Origin of the sequence: Streptococcus sp. SG1 (assembly GCF_030439935.1) — a bacterium.
In the GTDB taxonomy this organism is placed as follows: Bacteria; Bacillota; Bacilli; order Lactobacillales; family Streptococcaceae; genus Streptococcus; species Streptococcus gordonii.
In genome coordinates this window covers 1-20600 of record NZ_JAQFJC010000008.1, presented here as the reverse complement: position 1 = coordinate 20600, position 20600 = coordinate 1, and the positions used below count along the sequence as shown (strand labels likewise).

The 20600-nt window shown below is 39.3% G+C and carries 14 protein-coding genes; 13 read left to right on the top strand and 1 reads right to left on the bottom strand.

Annotated features, from left to right (window positions below; translation table 11 throughout):
* The first annotated feature begins 72 nt into the window (after window positions 1–72).
* Genes sufC through sufB form a run of 5 tightly spaced genes read left to right on the top strand, consistent with a single transcriptional unit; the run spans window position 73 to window position 5273 of the window.
* Window positions 73–843, top strand: a complete 771-nt coding sequence (gene sufC, locus PCY06_RS07720; protein WP_008809634.1) for a Fe-S cluster assembly ATPase SufC — start codon at window positions 73–75, stop codon at window positions 841–843.
* Between the two features lie 41 nt (window positions 844–884).
* Entirely contained in the window at window positions 885–2147 is a 1263-nt protein-coding gene (gene sufD / locus PCY06_RS07715; protein ID WP_020992753.1) for a Fe-S cluster assembly protein SufD, read from the top strand.
* 39 nt (window positions 2148–2186) lie between these two features.
* Complete coding sequence (locus tag PCY06_RS07710; protein WP_008809632.1) at window positions 2187–3419, top strand: cysteine desulfurase; 1233 nt, start codon at window positions 2187–2189, stop codon at window positions 3417–3419.
* Window positions 3406–3843 carry a Fe-S cluster assembly sulfur transfer protein SufU gene (gene sufU, locus PCY06_RS07705; RefSeq protein WP_008809631.1) on the top strand — a complete coding sequence of 146 codons (438 nt, stop codon included), beginning with the start codon at window positions 3406–3408 and terminating at the stop codon, window positions 3841–3843. Before PCY06_RS07710 ends, sufU begins: the two co-directional genes overlap by 14 nt.
* 17 nt (window positions 3844–3860) lie before the next feature.
* Complete coding sequence (gene sufB / locus PCY06_RS07700; RefSeq protein ID WP_008809630.1) at window positions 3861–5273, top strand: Fe-S cluster assembly protein SufB; 1413 nt, start codon at window positions 3861–3863, stop codon at window positions 5271–5273.
* 407 nt (window positions 5274–5680) lie between these two features.
* Here the strand turns inward: sufB and pbp3 are convergent, their stop codons facing one another.
* On the bottom strand, window positions 5681–6919 hold the full coding sequence (gene pbp3 / locus PCY06_RS07695) for a D-alanyl-D-alanine carboxypeptidase PBP3 (protein ID WP_082307406.1): 1239 nt from the start codon (window positions 6917–6919) through the stop codon (window positions 5681–5683).
* 290 nt (window positions 6920–7209) lie between these two features.
* Here pbp3 and PCY06_RS07690 point away from each other — a divergent pair, with 290 nt between their 5' ends.
* The 8 genes from PCY06_RS07690 (at window position 7210) to PCY06_RS07655 (ending at window position 20336) form a co-directional block, all read left to right on the top strand.
* Complete coding sequence (locus PCY06_RS07690) at window positions 7210–9171, top strand: peptide ABC transporter substrate-binding protein (protein WP_082307407.1); 1962 nt, start codon at window positions 7210–7212, stop codon at window positions 9169–9171.
* Window positions 9172–9388: 217 nt separating this feature from the next.
* A complete protein-coding gene (locus PCY06_RS07685; protein WP_082307408.1) occupies window positions 9389–11347 on the top strand; it encodes a peptide ABC transporter substrate-binding protein in 1959 nt (652 codons plus the stop codon).
* A 250-nt stretch (window positions 11348–11597) separates the two neighbouring features.
* Entirely contained in the window at window positions 11598–13580 is a 1983-nt protein-coding gene (locus PCY06_RS07680) for a peptide ABC transporter substrate-binding protein (RefSeq protein WP_053794410.1), read from the top strand.
* 276 nt (window positions 13581–13856) lie between these two features.
* Window positions 13857–15839: a peptide ABC transporter substrate-binding protein gene (locus tag PCY06_RS07675; RefSeq protein ID WP_082307409.1), complete on the top strand. Its 1983-nt coding sequence runs from the start codon at window positions 13857–13859 to the stop codon at window positions 15837–15839.
* Between the two features lie 64 nt (window positions 15840–15903).
* Entirely contained in the window at window positions 15904–17400 is a 1497-nt protein-coding gene (locus PCY06_RS07670) for an ABC transporter permease (RefSeq protein ID WP_048777855.1), read from the top strand.
* The gene (oppC, locus tag PCY06_RS07665; protein ID WP_008809623.1) at window positions 17400–18326 is read left to right on the top strand and encodes an oligopeptide ABC transporter permease OppC; all 927 of its coding nucleotides are present in this window, start codon (window positions 17400–17402) and stop codon (window positions 18324–18326) included. The genes PCY06_RS07670 and oppC overlap by 1 nt, the downstream gene beginning before the upstream one ends.
* A gap of 8 nt (window positions 18327–18334) precedes the next feature.
* Complete coding sequence (locus PCY06_RS07660; protein ID WP_008809622.1) at window positions 18335–19402, top strand: ABC transporter ATP-binding protein; 1068 nt, start codon at window positions 18335–18337, stop codon at window positions 19400–19402.
* 10 nt (window positions 19403–19412) lie between these two features.
* Window positions 19413–20336, top strand: coding sequence for an ATP-binding cassette domain-containing protein (locus tag PCY06_RS07655; RefSeq protein WP_012130756.1), 924 nt, complete (start codon window positions 19413–19415; stop codon window positions 20334–20336).
* Window positions 20337–20600 lie beyond the last annotated feature (264 nt).

The following is a 20600-nucleotide window of genomic DNA, read 5'->3' as shown; positions in this document are numbered from 1 at the left end:
AAAATAAAAGCCTTTTGGGCTTTTTTTTGCTATACTAATGAGTGGAATACGATAAAGAAAGGAAAGGACACAATGTCTGTATTAGAAATCAAAGATCTTCATGTTGAAATTGAAGGAAAAGAAATTCTCAAGGGGGTTAACCTTACCTTGAAAACAGGAGAAGTGGCTGCTATTATGGGACCAAATGGTACAGGTAAATCCACTCTTTCTGCTGCTATTATGGGTAATCCCAATTACGAAGTTACCCAAGGAGAAATCCTCTTTGACGGAGTTAACATTTTAGAATTGGAAGTAGACGAGCGTGCTCGTATGGGGCTCTTCCTTGCGATGCAGTATCCTAGTGAAATTCCTGGTATTACTAATGCCGAGTTTCTCCGTGCAGCTATGAATGCTGGCAAAGAAGACGAAGAGAAAATCTCTGTTCGCGACTTTATCATGAAGCTGGATGAAAAGATGGAGTTGCTTAACATGAAAGAAGAAATGGCTGAGCGCTATCTCAATGAAGGATTCTCTGGTGGAGAAAAGAAACGCAATGAAATCCTACAGTTACTTATGTTAGAGCCAACTTTTGCGCTCTTGGATGAGATTGACTCTGGTCTGGATATTGATGCTCTTAAGGTTGTGTCTAAAGGGGTTAATGCCATGCGCGGTGAAGGATTTGGTGCTATGATTATTACCCACTACCAACGTCTGCTTAACTACATTACTCCAGATAAAGTTCATGTTATGATGGAAGGTAAGGTTGTTCTTTCTGGCGGTCCTGAATTGGCAGTACGCTTGGAAAAAGAAGGTTATGCTAAGTTGGCTGAAGAATTGGGCTTCAACTACAAGGAAGAAGTTTAGTCAAACACTCTTTTGACTTTGATAAAAGATAGGAGAATGACATGACTAAAGAATTAATTCAAGAATTTTCACAGTTGCACGCTGAGCCGGAATGGTTGGCTAGTCTCCGTCAGAAGGCTTTTGTCAAGATTGATCAACTGGATTTGCCCATTATTGAGCGGGTTAAATTCCATCGTTGGAATCTGGGCGACGGACGGATTTCTGACAGCGAGCCTTTGACCAGTGTGCCAGATTTCACGTCTCTTGGGGACAATCTCAAGTTTATCCAAATGGGGACTCAAACAGTCCTTGAGCAATTGCCAGCTGACTTGGCAGAGCAAGGGGTTGTTTTTACAGATTTTCACACGGCCTTAGAAGAGATTCCAGAGCTGGTAGAGAAGCATTTTATGTCTGCGGTTAAGTATGACGAGGATAAATTGGCTGCTTACCATACGGCTTATTTCAACAGCGGCGCAGTTCTTTATGTACCTGACAATGTTGAGATTGACCAGCCGATTGAAGGAATTTTTTATCAGGACAGCGAAAGCGATGTTCCTTTTAACAAGCATATTTTGATTATCGCAGGCAAGCATTCTAAGGTTAACTACTTGGAACGCTTGGAGACTTATGGTGAAGGAGCTGTTCCAGCGACAGCTAATATCACAGTAGAAGTCATTGCTCAGGCTGGAGCTCAGATTAAGTTTTCAGCGATTGACCGCTTGGGCCAAAACGTCACAGCCTATATCAGCCGCCGTGGTAAGCTGGACAACGACGCTATGATTGACTGGGCTATCGGTGTTATGAACGAAGGCAATGTCGTAGCGGACTTTGATAGTGACCTCTATGGCAAGGGTAGTCATGCGGATATGAAGGTGGTGGCTCTCTCAAGTGGTAAGCAGGTTCAAGGGATTGATACCCGCGTAACTAACTATGGCTGCAACTCTATCGGAAATATCCTGCAGCACGGGGTTATCCTGGAAAAAGGGACTTTGACCTTCAATGGTATCGGCCATATTATCAAAGGCGCTAAGGGAGCAGACGCCCAGCAGGAAAGCCGGGTTCTCATGCTGTCTGACCAAGCACGATCAGATGCTAATCCAATTCTCTTGATTGATGAGAATGATGTGACGGCTGGTCACGCAGCTTCTATCGGCCAGGTGGATCCAGAAGATATGTACTATCTCATGAGTCGGGGTCTTGATAAGGCAACGGCAGAGCGCTTGGTCGTACGTGGTTTCTTAGGCTCAGTGATTGTGGAAATCCCTGTTAAGGAAGTTCGTGATGAAATGATTGAAAATATCGATATTATTCTCGCAAAAAGATAAAAAGCTGGGCCTTGGCCCGTGTAGTAGATAGGAGTCTTTATGTCTGGATTTAATGCAGAAGCAATCAAGCAAGATTTTCCCATTTTGGACCAAATTGTCAATGATGAGCCTTTGGTTTATTTGGACAATGCGGCGACAACCCAGAAACCCACGCGGGTGCTAGCAGCTATCGAAGACTATTATCTTAGAGACAATGCCAACGTCCACCGCGGTGTGCATACGCTAGCCGAGCGGGCGACGGCAGCTTATGAAGCGGCCAGGGAAAGAGTTCGTTCTTTTATCAATGCAGCTTCTAGCAGAGAAGTCCTCTTTACAAGAGGAACCACGACGGGGCTTAACTGGGTGGCTCAGTTTGCGGCTGAAAGGCTGCAGCCTGGTGATGAAGTGATGATTTCTATCATGGAGCACCATTCCAATGTCATTCCCTGGCAGGAAGCTTGTAGGAAGACCGGAGCCAAGTTGGTCTATGTCTATCTCAAGGATGGTGCGCTGGATATGGATGATTTCCGTGCCAAGCTCAATGAGCGGACAAAGTTTGTCTCTCTGGCTCATGCTTCTAACGTCCTTGGGGTTATCAATCCCATCAAGGAGATTGCCCAGTTGGTTCATCAGCAAGGAGCGCTTTTGGTGGTAGATGGGGCTCAATCCATTCCGCACATGAAGATTGATGTGCAGGATTTGGATGCGGACTTTTTCGCCTTTTCAGGGCATAAGATGGCAGGTCCGACGGGTATCGGCGTTCTCTATGGCAAGGAAGAATTGCTAGAGCAGATGTCGCCAGTTGAGTTCGGCGGCGAAATGATTGATTTCGTCTATGAGCAAGAAGCAACATGGAAGGAGCTTCCTTGGAAGTTTGAGGCCGGCACTCCAAATATGGCAGGAGCAATCGGTCTTGCGGCGGCTATTGATTATTTGGAAGACTTGGGTATGGATGCCATTGCCCAGCATGAGCAGGACCTGATTGCCTACGTATTTCCTAAGCTGCAGGCAGTGGAAGGTTTGACCATTTATGGTTCTCAAGATTTGGCCCAGCGCTCAGGCGTGATTGCCTTTAACCTGGATGGTCTCCATCCGCATGATGTCGCAACGGCTCTGGACTATGAGGGAGTGGCTGTTCGGGCGGGTCACCATTGTGCCCAGCCCCTACTCACCTATCTGCAGGTGCCAGCGACTGTGCGGGCTAGCTTTTATATCTACAATACCTATGCAGATTGTGACAAGCTGGTAGATGCTTTAGAAAAGACAAAGGAGTTTTTCAATGGCGCTTTCTAAGTTAGACAGTCTTTACAAGGCGGTTGTGACGGACCACTCGGCTCACCCCCATCATCATGGTAAGCTGGAAGATGCAGAGCAGGTAGTCCTCAATAATCCAACCTGTGGTGATGTTATCAGCTTGTCTGTGAAGTTTAATGCTGAAAATCAGATTGAAGATATTGCCTTTGTGAATTCTGGCTGTACCATCTCAACGGCTTCGGCCAGCATGATGACGGATGCGGTGCTGGGCAAGACAAAAGAGCAGGCGCTGGAATTAGCAGAGGTTTTCTCGCATATGGTTCAGGGCCAGGAAGACAGTCGCCAGAAAGAATTGGGTGATGGAGCCTTTTTAGCTGGTGTTGCCAAATTCCCGCAGCGGATTAAGTGTGCGACCTTGGGTTGGAATGCCCTCAAGCGAGCAATTGAAGAAGATAAAAAGTAAGAATGTGAAAGGAAAATATGTCAGAAGAAAGAGTAGAACCAAAACCGATTGATCTTGGTGAGTACAAGTTTGGTTTCCATGATGATGTCGAACCTGTCCTCTCAACAGGAAAAGGGCTGAATGAAGCGGTCATTCGTGAGCTTTCTGCAGCCAAGGATGAACCAGAATGGATGCTGGATTTCCGCCTCAAATCCTACGAGGCTTTCAAGAAGATGCCGATGCAGACTTGGGGTCCGGATTTGTCAGAAATTAATTTTGATGACTTGATTTATTACCAAAAGGCATCTGATAAGCCAGCTAGAAGCTGGGATGAAGTGCCTGAGAAGATCAAGGAAACCTTTGAGAAGATTGGGATCCCAGAAGCGGAGAGAGCCTACCTGGCTGGTGCGGCAGCCCAGTATGAGTCTGAAGTGGTTTACCATAATATGAAGGAAGAGTTCCAAAAGTTAGGAATAGTCTTTACAGATACCGACTCAGCTCTCAAGGAATATCCAGAACTCTTCAAGCAATATTTTGCTAAGCTGGTCCCTCCGACAGACAATAAGTTGGCAGCCCTCAATTCTGCTGTCTGGTCTGGTGGTACCTTCATCTATGTTCCAAAAGGTGTCAAAGTGGATATTCCGCTACAAACCTACTTCCGAATTAACAATGAAAATTCTGGTCAGTTTGAGCGAACTTTGATCATCGTCGATGAGGGTGCTAGTGTTCATTATGTTGAAGGGTGTACAGCTCCGACATACTCTAGTAATAGTCTCCATGCGGCTATTGTTGAAATTTTTGCCCTTGATGGTGCCTACATGCGCTACACAACTATTCAAAACTGGTCGGATAATGTCTACAACCTCGTGACCAAGCGGGCGCGGGCTATGAAAGATGCGACGGTTGAGTGGATTGATGGGAACCTCGGTGCGAAAACAACTATGAAATATCCGTCTGTCTATCTGGACGGACCTGGAGCGCGCGGAACAATGTTGTCTATTGCCTTTGCCAATACCAATCAGCACCAAGATACAGGGGCTAAGATGATTCACAATGCTCCGCATACCAGCTCCTCTATCGTGTCTAAGTCTATTGCTAAAGGCGGAGGTAAAGTGGATTATCGTGGTCAAGTAACCTTTGCTAAAAATTCCAAGAAATCTGTCAGTCATATCGAGTGTGATACGATTATCATGGATGACCTTTCGGCATCAGATACTATTCCCTTTAATGAAATTCACAATTCTCAGGTGGCTCTGGAGCATGAGGCCAAGGTTTCTAAGATTTCAGAAGAGCAGCTCTACTATCTCATGAGCCGTGGCTTGTCCGAATCTGAAGCCACCGAAATGATTGTCATGGGCTTTGTTGAGCCATTCACTAAAGAACTGCCTATGGAATATGCTGTTGAGCTGAATCGCTTGATCAGCTACGAAATGGAAGGATCAGTTGGATAAAAGCTGTGGAACAAAAGTAAATTATTTTAAAAATAAAGATGATTTCCTTTGTTTCCAAACTTAGGTTTAGAAGACTATTAAGGTCCTTTTGTAAAAGAATCTTTTAGATAAGACAAAGCTAGACTGAGATAAAACTATCTCAGTCTTTTTTAGTGTGGATGAAGTGTGTGCTTCAAAAAATCAGCAGGGTGGGAATGAACAATTAAGCTAATAGAAGTTGTTCATGTATTTCTGCGGGCTCTGTCTTGAGGTGGATTGAGCCAGAAGAAGTTCTAGTAGATACTTTGTTTCCTTTAAGATTTGGTGATGTTTAAGTTGCAGTTTAGAATAAAATAAGAAGTGAAAACATCGCTTCAATTGATTTTTTTATTCAAAAAAACATCAGGAAGTTTTCCTTCCTGATGTTTCTATAATTTTTTATTAACATATTCTACAAAGTTATTCCACCAGACTTTCAAGAAAAAGCCTTGCGCAACTTCCTTTTCCGTTTCCATTGTAATGCTGGGTTGTTCTTTTAAGTAGCCCTTTCCAATTAAATCAGTGTCTTTGTAGCTTAAAGTTCCTATTGGTGTATGAGCAGCGAGAGGAGCTTTGAACTCCTGTTTATTTTTTTTGAAAGTGACTTTTGGTTCTGAGTCACTCCCGATTCTCTGGATAATATTCAAATCATTTGATGCAACAACCTTGATTTGATCTTCGCTTCCGTTAATGATTGAAATGTGACTGTCTTCATAAGGGGTTCCCTTTTCGGCTAGTGTAGTCACTACGAAGTTGTTAGCGATATAGTCCATGATGCTGGCAGTGGCTAGGAAAAGAGCTTTTAAATCTTCTTCAGCATTTTCGACATTTAAGACGACTGTAATGAGTCTCATATCTCTTTCGTTGGCAGAAGCGATGAAGGAGAGGCCACCTTGGTCGGAGATTCCTGTCTTTAATCCATCCACTCCCTTACGATAAGAAGGCATGTCTTTTAACATATAATTCGAACTATTGACTTCTAATCCGTCAAAGTTGAAGCTAGTCATTTCGGTAATATTTAAAACTTGCGGATAATCTTTAATGAGATGATAAGATATAAGGGCCATATCATAGGCGCTTAGCTGATTTTCTTCATCTTTTTTGGAATTGGGATAGATATTATCTCCAAGATGAGAGTTGTTTAAACCAGTTGAATTGACAATTTTTGCGTCAGAAATTCCCCATTCTTTTAGTTTGGCTTTCATAAGATCGACAAACTTTTTTTCGCTTCCAGCAATTTTTTCAGCTAGGGCGATAGTAGCGCTGTTAGCATTGGCGATAAGAGACGCTTCTAATAATTCTTCGACAGAGTAGCTTCCTTTGTCTAGAGGGAGGTTGCTGATGTCGTAATTAGTTGTCAGCTTTAGAGCATATTCGGAAATTTCAACCTGGCTGTCCATAGTAATTTTCTCAGCTTTTATGGCATCATAGACCAGATAGGCTGATAGCAGTTTGGTCAGACTCCCTATTGGTACAGGGGTAGTAGCCTCTTTTTCATAGAGAATTTTTCCAGTATTTACGTCAAAAGCGATAGCATTTTTGGCGGCAACATCAAAGTCATCTGCGGAAACAAGAGTACAGAAGCTGCAAAATAAACAAGTAAATAAAAGTACTATAAATTTTTTCATATCTCTTCCTTTGAGTAGGGTTAATCTTATTGTACCATAAAAATGGCTGTTGTAGAGGTTTGCCTTCTTTGAAAAAAGTATTATGAATAAATATACTTTGTGAATATGAACGTTTTTTTAATGATCATTTTACATTATTTTTATTTTAAACAAAAAGACGAACAAAAGTGAATGTGTAGGCGTTCGTAGAACAAAAAACAATATAATGCTTAAAATTTTTTTAAAAAATACTTGTTTTTATAAAATAATAGAGTATAATAATACAAATAACATTAAAAGGAGATGCGACAATGAAACCAGTGAAAAAATTAGCTGTTTTAGGGCTTACGCTTGCTTCTGTTTTTACCTTAGCAGCATGTGGAAATTCTAACTCAGGGGCTTCAAAGACTTATTCTTATGTCTATTTAACAGACCCAGATACCTTGGATTATACAAATACTAATCGTTCAACTACGTCTGATGTTATTGCAAACTTAGTGGATGGACTATTAGAAAATGATAAATACGGAAATCTTGTGCCATCTCTGGCAGAAGATTGGACAGTATCGAAAGATGGTTTGACTTATACATATAAGCTTCGGAAGGGTGCTAAATGGTATACTTCTGAGGGTGAAGAATATGCAGAAGTCAAAGCGCAAGACTTTGTTACTGGTTTGAAGCACGCAGCAGACAGCAATTCAGATGCGCTTCCAATTGTTCAAAACTCTATCAAAGGTTTGGATGCTTATGTAAAAGGTGAAAGTAAGGATTTCTCAACAGTTGGAGTTAAGGCGATTGACGATTATACAGTACAATATACGCTCAATCAGCCAGAGAGTTATTGGAATTCTAAAACCACAATGGGTATTCTTTTCCCAATTAACGAAGAATTTTTAAAATCATCTGGTAAAGATTTCGGTACTGTAAAACCTTCAGGAATTCTCTATAACGGTCCATATTTCCTGAAGTCCTTCACATCTAAATCATCTATTGAATATACAAAAAATGACAACTATTGGGATAAGAACAATGTGAAGATTTCAGACGTCAAGTTGACTTACTTTGATGGTTCTGATCAAGAAGCGCTTGTTCGTAACTTTAAAGATGGTACATACACACAAGCTCGTTTGTATCCAAATAGTTCAAGTTATGCTTCAGTACAAAAACAATACAAAGATAATATTGTATACTCTCCTCAAGATGCAACGACATTCTTCTATGCCTTTAACTACAACCGTAAAGCCTACAATTTTACAGCCAAGACAACAGATGCTCAAAAGACATCTACAACAGCTGCTCTCTTAAATAAAGATTTCCGTCAGGCTATCAACTTTGCTTTCAATCGGACAGTTTATGGAGCACAGCAAAACGGTCAAGAGGGAGCAACTAGCTCACTTAGAAATAGCTTAGTACCGCCAACATTCGTTCAGATTGGTGAAAAGAACTTCGGAGACATAGTTGAAAAAGATTTGGTGAGCTATGGTGATGAGTGGAAGGGTGTTAAGTTGGACGATGCTCAGGATGGACTCTTTAATGTTGAGAAAGCTAAGGCAGAATTTGCCAAAGCAAAAGAAGCTCTCCAAGCACAAGGTGTTGAATTCCCAATTCACTTAGATCTTCCTGTTGAACAAACAAACAACCTCTTGGTACAGCAGGCTAATTCATTTAAACAATCAGTTGAAGAAGCCCTTGGTAAAGATAATGTTGTTATTGATGTACAGCAAATGTCTACAGAAAATAAAAATAATGTAACGTACTTTGCGGAGACTGCGGCTCAAAAAGACTACGATATCAACATTGCTGGTTGGGGTCCTGACTTCCAAGATCCATCAACTTATTTGAATATTTTTGATCCAGATAAAGGAGATATGCTCCAAAATATCGGTTTGGAAAAAGGACAAAATGCTGATTTAGCAGACAAACTGGGCTTGAACGAATTTAAGAAATTAAATGAAGATGCAGATTCTGAAAAACAAGATACAACTGCTCGCTATACAAAATATGCAGCAGCTCAAGCTTGGTTAACAGATAGCTCTTTGGTCATTCCGATTCAATCAAACGGTGGTAGTCCGCTTGTTATGAAGGCAGTTCCGTTCACAAAACCTTACTCTCTGGTTGGTATCAAAGGTGATGTTTACGTCTTTAAGTACAGAGAAGTTCAAAATGACATTGTAACGGCGAAAGACTACAAAGCCGCTGAGAAAAAATGGAAGAAAGAAAAAGAAAAATCAAATGCCAAAGCTCAAGAAGAATTGGCTGATCATGTTAAATAGACCTAAGGCTCTACATCTTTGTGATGTAGAGTTTTTTTGCTCATATGTAATGTTTTCTGACATAAAAAATGAAAAAATGGTCAATTTTTACTTAAAACGATTTATTTTTTCAGGGAAATAGGGTATAATGGACAAAATGGTAAAAAACTAGAGTGATATTTCAGAGAAAACCTCTCATGGATGATTTGAATATCTCTTATTTTGAAAGGAGTATTTCATGAATAAGAAAAAAAGATTTGTTGGAGTTGGACTTGCAGTTTTATCTTCTGTGATTTTAGCTGCTTGTAGTTCAACAGCATCTAATACAAAGGTGTATTCTTATGTATATAGTAATGATCCAGATTCTTTGGACTATGTAGTTGCTAATCGTGCTACCACTTCAGATGTGACTGGAAATCTGATTGATGGTTTGCTTGAAAATGATAAGTATGGGAATTTGATTCCGTCTCTTGCTGAAGATTGGACCGTATCTAAGGATGGTTTGACCTATACTTACAAGCTTCGAAAAGATGCTAAGTGGTATACCTCAGATGGCGAAGAGTATGCTGAGGTAAAAGCTCAAGATTTTGTGACAGGATTGAAGCACGCAGCCGATGGCAAATCTGAAGCTCTTTACCTTGTTCAAAATTCTATCAAAGGATTGGATGCCTATATCAAAGGGGAAACTAAAGACTTTTCTACTGTAGGTGTAAAAGCACTGGATGATTATACAGTGCAGTATACTTTGAATAAGCCAGAAAGTTACTGGAATTCGAAGACGACTAGTGGTATCTTATTCCCGATAAATGCTGATTTCTTAGCTTCCCAAGGAAATAGTTTTGGCTCAGCTAAACCGTCTAGTATTTTGTACAATGGTCCTTATATTTTGAAGTCTTTAACGGCAAAATCTTCTATTGAATATAAGAAAAACGAAAAATATTGGGATAAAGAAAATGTTCCGATTGAAGATGTAAAACTATCTTATTATGATGGATCTGATCAAGAATCCTTAGTTCGTAATTTTAGCGATGGTGCCTATACCCTGGCTCGTGTATTCCCAAATAGTTCGAACTATGCTTCTGTTAAAAAGAAATATGCGGATAATATTACTTATTCTCAACAAGGTGGAACTTCATTTTTCTATGTCTTTAATGTAAATCGTCAGTCTTATAATCATACTTCTAAGAAAGATGACAAGCAAAAATCAGATACCAAGGCTGCTATTTTAAACAAAGACTTCCGTCAGGCAATCGGTTTTGCCTTTGATAGAAAAGCTTACGCAGCTCAAACGAATGGCGAAGACGGAGCATCAATGATCTTGCGCAATCTTGCAGTGCCGCCGACATTTGTACAGATCAAGGATCGGAATTTTGGAGATGTCGTGAAAGAAAAACTAGCGAGCTACGGCCAAGAGTGGTCTGATGTCAAGTTAGAGGATGCCCAAGACGGTCTATATAATGCTGAAAAAGCTAAAACAGAGTTTGCAAAAGCTAAAGAAGCGCTGCAGGCTCAAGGTGTGAATTTCCCAATTCATCTAGATTTGCCAGTGAGTCAGTCTGATAAGGCTGGAATTCAACAAGCTAGTTCCTTTAAACAGTCTGTTGAGTCAGCTCTAGGAAAAGATAATGTAGTAGTTGATCTTCAGCAAATGTCTGAAGATGACTTTAATAATACGGGTTATTTCGCCAACTCGGCTGCTCAAAAAGATTATGATCTTTCAACCAGTGGTTGGACTCCTGATTATCAAGATCCTTCTACATATTTAGATGTTTTTGATCCTACAAATGGTGGATTATTGCAAGCGATTGGAATTGAACCGGGTCAAAATCAAGATGTTGTGTCAGCTCTAGGATTAAATGATTATAAAGCTCTGAATGATGATGCAAATAAGGAAACGTCTGATACGAGTGTGCGTTATGAAAAATATGCAAATTCTCAAGCATGGTTGACAGATAGTGGTTTGACCCTTCCAAGTATCTCAAACGGTGCTAATCCGCTGGTTCAAAAATCAGTTCCATTTACTAGAGCCTACTCTTGGATTGGAAGTAAGGGGACAGCTACAAATTATAAATACATGCAACTTCAAGACGATGTCTTGACTTCTAAGGATTATGAGAAGGCATTTAAAACTTGGATGAAAGAAAAAGAATCATCTAATGAAAAAGCTCAAAAAGAGTTAGAAAAACATGTAAAATAAAAACAACTCTAACGAGGAGGCGAAATAGCTTTCTCGTTTTTTGTAAGCTTGAGATTATCAGGTCTTAAGTGTTGGCTTTGCTTAGTTTGATCAGCTCTTTTGGCTGATTTTACAGACAACCTCCAATATGCTATAACCATCTATAAAAAATAATTATAACAATATAGATTTTTTTTTGATAAAAAGGTTTTCATTTCTATTTGAGAAGTGTTATAATCTAAGATAAATCTAACCTAAATAGGAGAAAATTATGAAGAAACGCAATGTTTTAGCCATGGCTGGTGTAACCATACTTGCTGCTGGTGTCTTAGCTGCCTGCTCTAGTTCTAAGTCTGGATCATCAAACACAAATACTAATTTTACTTATGTTTATCAAACAGACCCAGAAACTTTGGACTATACCTTATCAAGTAAGACCTCTACCCATGAAATCACATCTAATGTCATTGATGGTTTGCTTGAAAATGACCAATATGGTAATCTTGTTCCATCACTTGCAGAAGACTGGAGTGTATCTAAGGACGGCCTGACTTACACTTACAAATTGCGTAAGGGAGTTAAATGGTATACATCCGATGGCGAAGAATATGCAGATGTAACTGCTAAGGATTTTGTGACAGGTTTGAAACATGCTGTAGATAAAAAATCAGAAGCTCTTTATATGGTGGAAAATTCCATCAAAGGATTGGATGCCTATATCAAAGGGGAAACAAAGGACTTCTCAACAGTAGGGATTAAAGCTGTCGATGATCATACCTTGCAGTTCACTTTGGAACACCCAGAAAGCTTCTGGAATTCTAAATTAACAATGGGTGTCCTATTCCCTGTTAATGAAGAGTTCTTGAAATCTAAAGGAGACAAATTCGGTCAAGCTACTGACCCGACAAGTATCCTTTATAATGGTCCTTTCTTGTTGAAAGGTATAACTTCGAAGTCCTCTATCGAGTTTGCGAAAAATCAGAACTATTGGGATAAAGACAATGTTCATGTAGACAATGTTAAATTAGCTTTCTATGATGGGCAAGACCAAGAATCCTTAATTCGTGGCTTTAAAGACGGCTCTTATAGTAAGGCACGTGTTTATCCTCGTAGTTCAAACTATGCGTCTGTAGAGAAAGAATATAAAGACAATATCATCTTTAGTCCTCAAGGTTCATCTACTTTCACTGTTTTCACAAACATTGATCGCCAAAGTTATAATCATACTTCTAAAACGACAGATGCACAAAAAACATCTACCAAAAAAGCTATCTTAAACAAAGACTTCCGTCAGGCTTTGAACTTTGCTTATGACCGTAAGGCCTATTCTGACCAAGTGAACGGTGAAGAAGGAGCCCTTAAATCTATTCGTAACCTCTATGTCCCACCAACATTTGTTCAAGTTGGTGACAAGAATTTTGGAGATGTCGTAAAAGAAGATGTTGTCAAATACGGCGATGAGTGGAAAGATGTTGATTTCTCAGATGCGACTAACGGTCTCTACAATCCAGAGAAAGCCAAAGCGGAATTCGCCAAAGCAAAAGAAGCCCTTCAAGCAGAAGGCGTGGAATTCCCAATTCATCTGGACATACCAACAATCCAGACCAATACTCTTATTGTAAAACGGGCTCAATCTTTGAAACAGTCTATTGAAAAGAGTTTAGGAACAGACAATGTTGTGGTTGATATTCAAATGTTATCCCAAGAAGATGTTAATAATATAACTTACTACGCTCCAAATGCAGCTGCTTTGGATTGGGATATCACAGACCAACTTGGCTGGACTCCTGACTTCCAAGATCCGTCATCCTACTTAGAGATTCTACACCCAGAAACAGGTGATAACACGAAGTCTTTCCTTGGATTTGAAGCTGGTAGTGGAAATGCTGCTGCTAAACAAATCGGCATGGATGAATTTGGAAAATTGTTGGATGAAGCTGCTGCTGAAAAGACAGATACAACAAAACGCTATGAAAAATATGCAGCTGCTCAAGCTTGGTTGACAGATAGTTCGATCTTGATTCCAAGCACTTCAAATGGTGGAGGAGCTGGTGTAACTAGGGTTGTGCCATTCACTGCTGCTTTTGGTTGGACAGGTAACAAATCAGATGGTGCCTTCCTCTACAAATACATTAAGCTTCAAGATAAACCAGTAACGAAGAAAGAGTATCAAGAAGCTGAGAAGAAATGGATTAAAGAAAAAGAAGAATCTAACAAAAAAGCTCAAGAAGAACTTGAGAAGCATATAAAATAATTCATAATTCCCCCTATCTCAATGAGAGATAGGGGTGTTTTAGTAATTAAGTTAGAAGAAGGATAGTTGTTTTTTAAGAACGAAAAAAGGATAATAAGACCCGTTTTTTTGAAATCGCCAATATTTCACAAGTTGAATATCCTATAGGAGCCATTGTATTTGTGGGCTGTCTAGGTCAATATCACAAAATATTCTGACAATTCTGGTTTACATTTAAATTATTATGTGATATAATCTTAGACAAAACTAAATTTGAAATTGAAATGGAGAACATAGATGAAGAAAGGTAAAATCCTTACACTTGCGGGAGTTGCTCTCTTGGCTACTGGCGTTCTTGCAGCGTGCTCAAATTCTACATCAAACTCATCAAGCTCTGGCGCAGATCAAGCTTTTAACTATATCTACGAAGTTGATCCAGAAAACTTGAATTATTTGATCTCTAGTAAAGCAGCAACAACTGACCTTACAGCTAACTTGATTGATGGTCTTTTGGAAAATGACAACTATGGAAACTTGGTTCCATCGATGGCTGAAGATTGGACAGTGTCTAAGGATGGCTTGACTTATACTTATAAACTTCGTAAGGATGCTAAATGGTATACTTCTGATGGTGAAGAATATGCTGATGTCAAGGCCCAAGACTTTGTGGCAGGTCTAAAGTACGCTGCTGACAACAAGTCTGAAACTCTTTATCTTGTTCAAAGTTCTATCAAGGGCTTGGATGACTACGTTAATGGTAAAACAAAGGATTTCTCATCAGTTGGTGTTAAAGCAGTTGATGACCGCACAGTTCAATATACTTTAAATGAGCCAGAAAGTTTTTGGAACTCTAAAACAACGATGGGTATCCTTTATCCAGTCAATGAAGAGTTCTTGAAGTCTAAAGGTGACAAGTTTGCTCAAGCTGCTGACCCAACTAGTCTTCTATACAACGGGCCATTCCTACTTAAATCTATCACATCTAAATCATCTATTGAATTTGCTAAAAATCCAAATTATTGGGATAAAGATAATGTCCATGTGAGCGATGTTAAATTAACGTACTTTGACGGGCAAGATCAAGGTAAACCAGCTGAGCAATTTGCTAAAGGTGCTCTCAGTGCGGCTAGACTGGCTCCTACAAGTGCTACCTTCTCCAAAGTAGAAAAAGAATTCAAAGATAATATCGTTTATACTCCTCAAGATTCTTCAAGCTTTTTAGTTGGGGTGAACATTGATCGTCAAACATACAATCACACAGCTAAGTCAAGTGATGCACAAAAAGCATCAACAAAGAAAGCTTTGATGAACAAAGATTTCCGTCAAGCCTTGAGTTTTGCATTCGACAGAACTGCTTATGCTTCACAAGTTAATGGTAAAGAAGGGGCTACGAAAATGCTCCGCAATCTCTACATTCCACCTACTTTTGTTCAGGCAGATGGTAAGAGCTTCGGTGAACTTGTGAAAGAAAAAGTGGCTAGCTATGGAGATGAGTGGAAAGATGTAAACTTCGACGATGCTCAAGATGGTCTTTACAATAAAGAAAAAGCTAAAGCTGAATTTGCGAAAGCTAAAAAAGCTCTCCAAGAAGAAGGTGTAGAATTCCCTATTCATTTGGATATGCCAGTAGACCAAACTGCTAGTGCTAAAGTTCAGCGTGTTCAATCTTTGAAACAATCAATTGAGAGCTCGCTTGGGACAGACAATGTGGTTGTTGACATTCATCAAATGAAGACTGATGATGTTTTGAACATCACATATTATGCTGCTTCAGCTGCTGAAGAAGACTGGGATATTTCTGATAATGTTGGTTGGTCTCCTGACTATCAAGATCCATCAACTTATCTTGAAATTATCAAGCCTGGCGGTGAAAATACCAAGACATTCTTAGGCTTTGATGGTAAAGAAAATGCAGCTGCAGACCAAGTTGGTTTGAAGGAGTATGCTAAGCTAGTTGATGAAGCTGCCGCTGAAAAGACAGATGTAAATAAACGCTATGAAAAATATGCAGCTGCTCAAGCATGGCTAACAGATAGCGCCTTGTTGATACCAACAACAAGTAGAACTGGACGTCCAGTTTTAACTAAGATTGTACCATTTACAGCTCCTTTTGCTTGGTCTGGTGCTAAAGGTCGTGACATGGCAAGTTACAAATATCTGAAATTACAAGATAAAGCTGTCACAGCCAAAGAATATCAGAAAGCTCAAGAAAAATGGAATAAAGAACGTGCAGAATCTAATAAAAAAGCACAAGAAGAGTTAGAAAAACACGTGAAATAACCAATCATTAGAACTTTCTCTAAAAGGAGAGAAAGTTCTTTTGGGATTTTAAAGGAAACGATAAATGAAGAAATATATATTTATGCGTATCTTACGCTCCCTGGTGTCGATTTTCTTAGTAACGGCTTTGACCTATACCATTATTTATACAATGGTGCCAAGAAAATTGATTTTTAAACAGGATCCTAACTATAACAAGATAGCAACCACAAAAGATAAAAAAGCTAATTACGAGAACACAATCTATGAACGTATGGGCTATGTGGATTATTATGATACGAAAGAGTTACAGGAGAAAGCTAGCAAGGAAGATAGCTCTGTAACTGTTGAAGGAACTGATGCAAACAAAAAAATCTACGAAGCTTATATCAAAAAATTAGGTAATGGCTGGAAGCTTCACCAATTTGAAGAAAGCAAGCAATTTTATGCTGTTCGTGAGGTGCCAGTTCTAGAACGTGTTCTTGGCTTCTACGGGAATTTGATTCAATTTGACCATACTGGTTTTGTCAAAGATGAAACAAATCCAAAACTTAAACGTTATATTCGTATTGAAAACGACCCTGCTATTGGTTGGTCTGTAGTTGGATCAGGGACTAAGCATAAATATTTACTATACTTTAATGCTCAATTCCCGTTTGTTCATCAAAATTTTGTGACCTTGAACTTAGGAAATTCTTACCCAACTTATGCAAATATTCCTGTGTTACAGGTTATTTCACAAGGACAAGGACAAACTAAATCATCTGAAGTTCAATTCCCTACAGGAAAGAAAATTTCATCAGTTAATATCTATTCACGAACTTACAAGTCACCAAGTAAAGCTGATTCGCGAGATATTGCAAACTATGGAAAAGACGATCCATATACAGCTACAGAGAGCAACTATCAATATCCATCCATGCTTGTTAGCTCAGCGATTATTGGTTTGATTGGTATTGCGATCTCTTATCTGATTGCTGTCCCATTAGGGTCTTACATGGCTCGCTTCAAAAACACTTGGATTGATAGTTCATTAACGGGTCTCTTGACCTTCCTTTTGGCCCTGCCAACAATTGCCTTGGTTTATATTATTCGCTTAGGTGGTTCTTCGGTTGGTCTTCCAGATTCTTTCCCAGTTCTTGGTGCAGGAGACTGGCGTTCATATGTTCTTCCGGCAGTAATTCTGGGACTTTTGGGTGCGCCAAGCACAGCTATCTGGATTCGCCGTTATATGATTGACTTGCAATCCCAAGACTTTGTACGTTTTGCTCGTGCTAAAGGATTATCTGAAAAAGAAATTTCAAATAAACACATTTTTAAAAATGCCATGGTTCCATTGGTATCAGGAATTCCAGGGGCTGTTATTGGAGTTATTCAAGGGGCAACCTTGACAGAGACTGTCTTCGCTTTCCCTGGTATGGGTAAAATGTTGATCGACTCAGTTAAAGCTTCAAATAATTCTATGGTAGTCGGCTTGGTCTTCATTTTCACTGGTTTATCAGTCTTTGCCTTACTCTTAGGTGATATTTTGATGACAATGCTTGACCCACGTATTAAATTAACAACAAAAGGAGGTAAATAATGGCTTCTATTGATAAAAATAAATTCCAATTTGTCAAACGCGATGATTTTGCCTCTGAAGCAATTGATGCTCCAGCTTATTCGTATTGGAGATCTGTTATTCGCCAATTTCTGAAGAAGAAATCTACCATTATTATGTTGGCGATTTTGCTAACCATTATTTTAATGAGTTTTATTTACCCGATGTTGTCTGATTTTGATTATAACGATGTAAGTAAAGTTAATGATTTTAGTGCTCGTTATATTGCGCCAAATGGAAAATATTGGTTTGGTACAGATAGCAATGGTAAATCTCTCTTTGATGGAGTGTGGTTTGGTGCTCGTAATTCTATCTTGATTTCCGTTATTGCGACAGCCATTAACTTGATCATTGGGATTGTTGTTGGTGGTATTTGGGGGATTTCCAAATCAGTTGACCGTGTTATGATGGAAGTCTATAACGTTATCTCAAATATTCCGCAATTGTTGATCGTTATTGTTTTGACTTATTCAATCGGGGCCGGATTCTGGAATCTAATCTTTGCCATGACAATTACTTCATGGATTTCGATTGCTTACTTAATTCGTGTACAAATCATGCGGTACCGTGATTTAGAGTACAACCTTGCCAGCCGTACTTTGGGAACGTCTACTTTTAAAATTGTTGCTCGAAACATTATGCCACAATTGGTATCTGTTATCATGACGACTAGCTCTCAAATGCTGCCAAGCTTTATCTCTTATGAAGCCTTCCTTTCTTTCTTTGGTTTGGGGCTTCCAGTCACTGTGCCAAGTTTAGGGCGTTTGATTTCTGACTATTCACAAAACGTTACAACTAATGCTTACCTTTTCTGGATTCCATTGACAACCTTGATTTTGGTATCCTTGTCCCTTTTCATCGTCGGACAAAATTTAGCGGATGCTAGTGATCCACGTACACATAGATAGGAGTAAATATGATACAAAATAAAAATGTAATATTGACTGCTCGCGATATTGTCGTGGAATTTGACGTTCGTGATAAAGTCCTGACAGCTATTCGTGGTGTTTCCCTTGATTTGGTTGAAGGGGAAGTATTAGCTTTGGTAGGAGAATCTGGATCAGGTAAGTCTGTGTTGACTAAAACATTCACTGGGATGTTGGAAGATAATGGGCGCGTTGCGCAAGGTGTTATTAACTATCGTGGTCAAGATTTGACAACTTTAAAATCAAATAAAGATTGGGAAAAAATTCGTGGTGCTAAGATCGCTACGATTTTCCAAGATCCTATGACTAGTTTGGATCCAATCAATACAATAGGAAGCCAAATTACTGAAGTTATTATCAAACACCAAGGCAAAGATGCAAAAGAAGCCAAAGAAATGGCAATCGACTATATGAAAAAAGTTGGAATACCTGATGCAGAACGTCGGTTTGAAGAGTATCCTTTCCAATATTCTGGAGGAATGCGCCAACGTATTGTTATCGCGATTGCTCTTGCCTGTCGTCCAGATATTCTAATTTGTGATGAGCCAACAACAGCTTTGGATGTGACAATTCAAGCACAAATTATCGAACTTTTGAAATCATTGCAGAACGAATACCGCTTTACAACTATATTTATCACTCATGACTTGGGTGTTGTTGCTAGTATTGCCGATAAAGTAGCGGTTATGTATGCTGGTGAGATTGTTGAATACGGGACGGTTGAAGAAATTTTTTACGATCCACGCCATCCTTATACATGGAGCTTGTTATCTAGCTTGCCACAGTTGGCCAATGATCATGGTGAACTCTTCTCTATCCCAGGAACTCCTCCGTCTCTTTATACCGAGTTGAAAGGTGATGCCTTTGCTCTTCGTTCGGATTACGCTATGCAAATTGATTTCGAAGAAAAAGCACCACAATTCCAAGTTACAGAAACTCATTGGGCTAAAACTTGGTTGCTTCATGAAGATGCACCAAAGGTTCACAAGCCTGAAATTATTGAAAATTTACATGATAAAATTCGCTTGAATATGGGCTTTGCTCATTTAGAAGGCTAGGAGGAAGGAAATGTCTGAAAAATTAGTAGAAGTTAAAGATTTGGAGATTTCCTTTGGTGAAGGGAAGAAGAAATTTGTAGCTGTTAAAAATGCAAATTTCTTTATTAATAGAGGAGAAACTTTCTCACTCGTAGGTGAATCCGGCTCAGGGAAAACTACAATCGGTCGCGCAATCATTGGTTTGAATGAGACGAGTAAAGGTGAAATCTTCTTTGATGGAAAGCAGATTAATGGGAAGAAGTCTAGAAAAGAATCTTCGGAAATTATTCGTAAGATTCAAATGATATTCCAGGATCCTGCTGCGAGCTTAAACGAGCGTGCAACAGTTGACTATATCATTTCTGAGGGCTTGTACAACTATCACTTGTTTGAAAATGAAGAAGAAAGAATACAAAAGGTTAAAAATATTATTCATGAAGTTGGATTGCTTTCCGAACATTTGACGCGTTATCCGCATGAATTCTCAGGAGGACAACGTCAACGTATTGGGATAGCGCGCGCTTTAGTCATGCAACCAGATTTCGTTATTGCTGATGAACCAATTTCTGCTTTGGATGTATCCGTTCGTGCTCAAGTCCTAAACCTTCTAAAGAAATTCCAAAAAGAGTTGGGGTTAACCTATCTATTCATCGCTCACGATTTGTCAGTGGTACGCTTCATTTCGGATCGTATCGCAGTTATCTATAAAGGTGTTATTGTTGAAGTTGCTGAAACAGAAGAGCTCTTTAACAATCCAATTCATCCTTATACCAAATCGTTATTATCAGCTGTTCCAATTCCAGATCCAATCTTAGAACGTAAAAAAGTACTTAAAGTCTACGATCCGGATCAACATGACTATTCAGTTGAAAAACCTGAAATGGTTGAAATTAAACCTGGCCACTTTGTTTGGGCTAACAAAACTGAAGTAGAGAACTATAAAAAAGAACTCTAATATCTAAAAAACAAATCATTCTTGAGGATGATTTGTTTTTTTGCAAAAAAATTCACCAAAGAGTATGTGAAAAGCAATTTTAAATTCATTATAAAAATAAATTAGTGACAAATACCGAACAATGTGCAAGAAAACCAGGATCTTTGATAGATTAATAGGTGAGGAGAAATCCTCTAAAACCAAAAGAAAGGACTAGTCAATGAAGTTTGAGGACGTATACAAACAAGTTGAAGGGATAGTCAAGCGCTGTTATAAAGATTATTA

Excerpts from the sequence above, each read along its gene's own strand:
- sufB (WP_008809630.1), top strand. The coding sequence starts at position 3,861 with ATGTCAGAAGAAAGAGTAGAACCAAAACCGATTGATCTTGGTGAGTAC.
- PCY06_RS07690 (WP_082307407.1), top strand. The coding sequence starts at position 7,210 with ATGAAACCAGTGAAAAAATTAGCTGTTTTAGGGCTTACGCTTGCTTCT.
- PCY06_RS07655 (WP_012130756.1), top strand. The coding sequence starts at position 19,413 with ATGTCTGAAAAATTAGTAGAAGTTAAAGATTTGGAGATTTCCTTTGGT.
- oppC (WP_008809623.1), top strand. The coding sequence starts at position 17,400 with ATGGCTTCTATTGATAAAAATAAATTCCAATTTGTCAAACGCGATGAT.
- sufD (WP_020992753.1), top strand. The coding sequence starts at position 885 with ATGACTAAAGAATTAATTCAAGAATTTTCACAGTTGCACGCTGAGCCG.
- PCY06_RS07670 (WP_048777855.1), top strand. The coding sequence starts at position 15,904 with ATGAAGAAATATATATTTATGCGTATCTTACGCTCCCTGGTGTCGATT.
- PCY06_RS07685 (WP_082307408.1), top strand. The coding sequence starts at position 9,389 with ATGAATAAGAAAAAAAGATTTGTTGGAGTTGGACTTGCAGTTTTATCT.
- PCY06_RS07675 (WP_082307409.1), top strand. The coding sequence starts at position 13,857 with ATGAAGAAAGGTAAAATCCTTACACTTGCGGGAGTTGCTCTCTTGGCT.
- sufC (WP_008809634.1), top strand. The coding sequence starts at position 73 with ATGTCTGTATTAGAAATCAAAGATCTTCATGTTGAAATTGAAGGAAAA.
- PCY06_RS07660 (WP_008809622.1), top strand. The coding sequence starts at position 18,335 with ATGATACAAAATAAAAATGTAATATTGACTGCTCGCGATATTGTCGTG.
- PCY06_RS07680 (WP_053794410.1), top strand. The coding sequence starts at position 11,598 with ATGAAGAAACGCAATGTTTTAGCCATGGCTGGTGTAACCATACTTGCT.
- pbp3 (WP_082307406.1), bottom strand. The coding sequence starts at position 6,919 with ATGAAAAAATTTATAGTACTTTTATTTACTTGTTTATTTTGCAGCTTC.
- sufU (WP_008809631.1), top strand. The coding sequence starts at position 3,406 with ATGGCGCTTTCTAAGTTAGACAGTCTTTACAAGGCGGTTGTGACGGAC.
- PCY06_RS07710 (WP_008809632.1), top strand. The coding sequence starts at position 2,187 with ATGTCTGGATTTAATGCAGAAGCAATCAAGCAAGATTTTCCCATTTTG.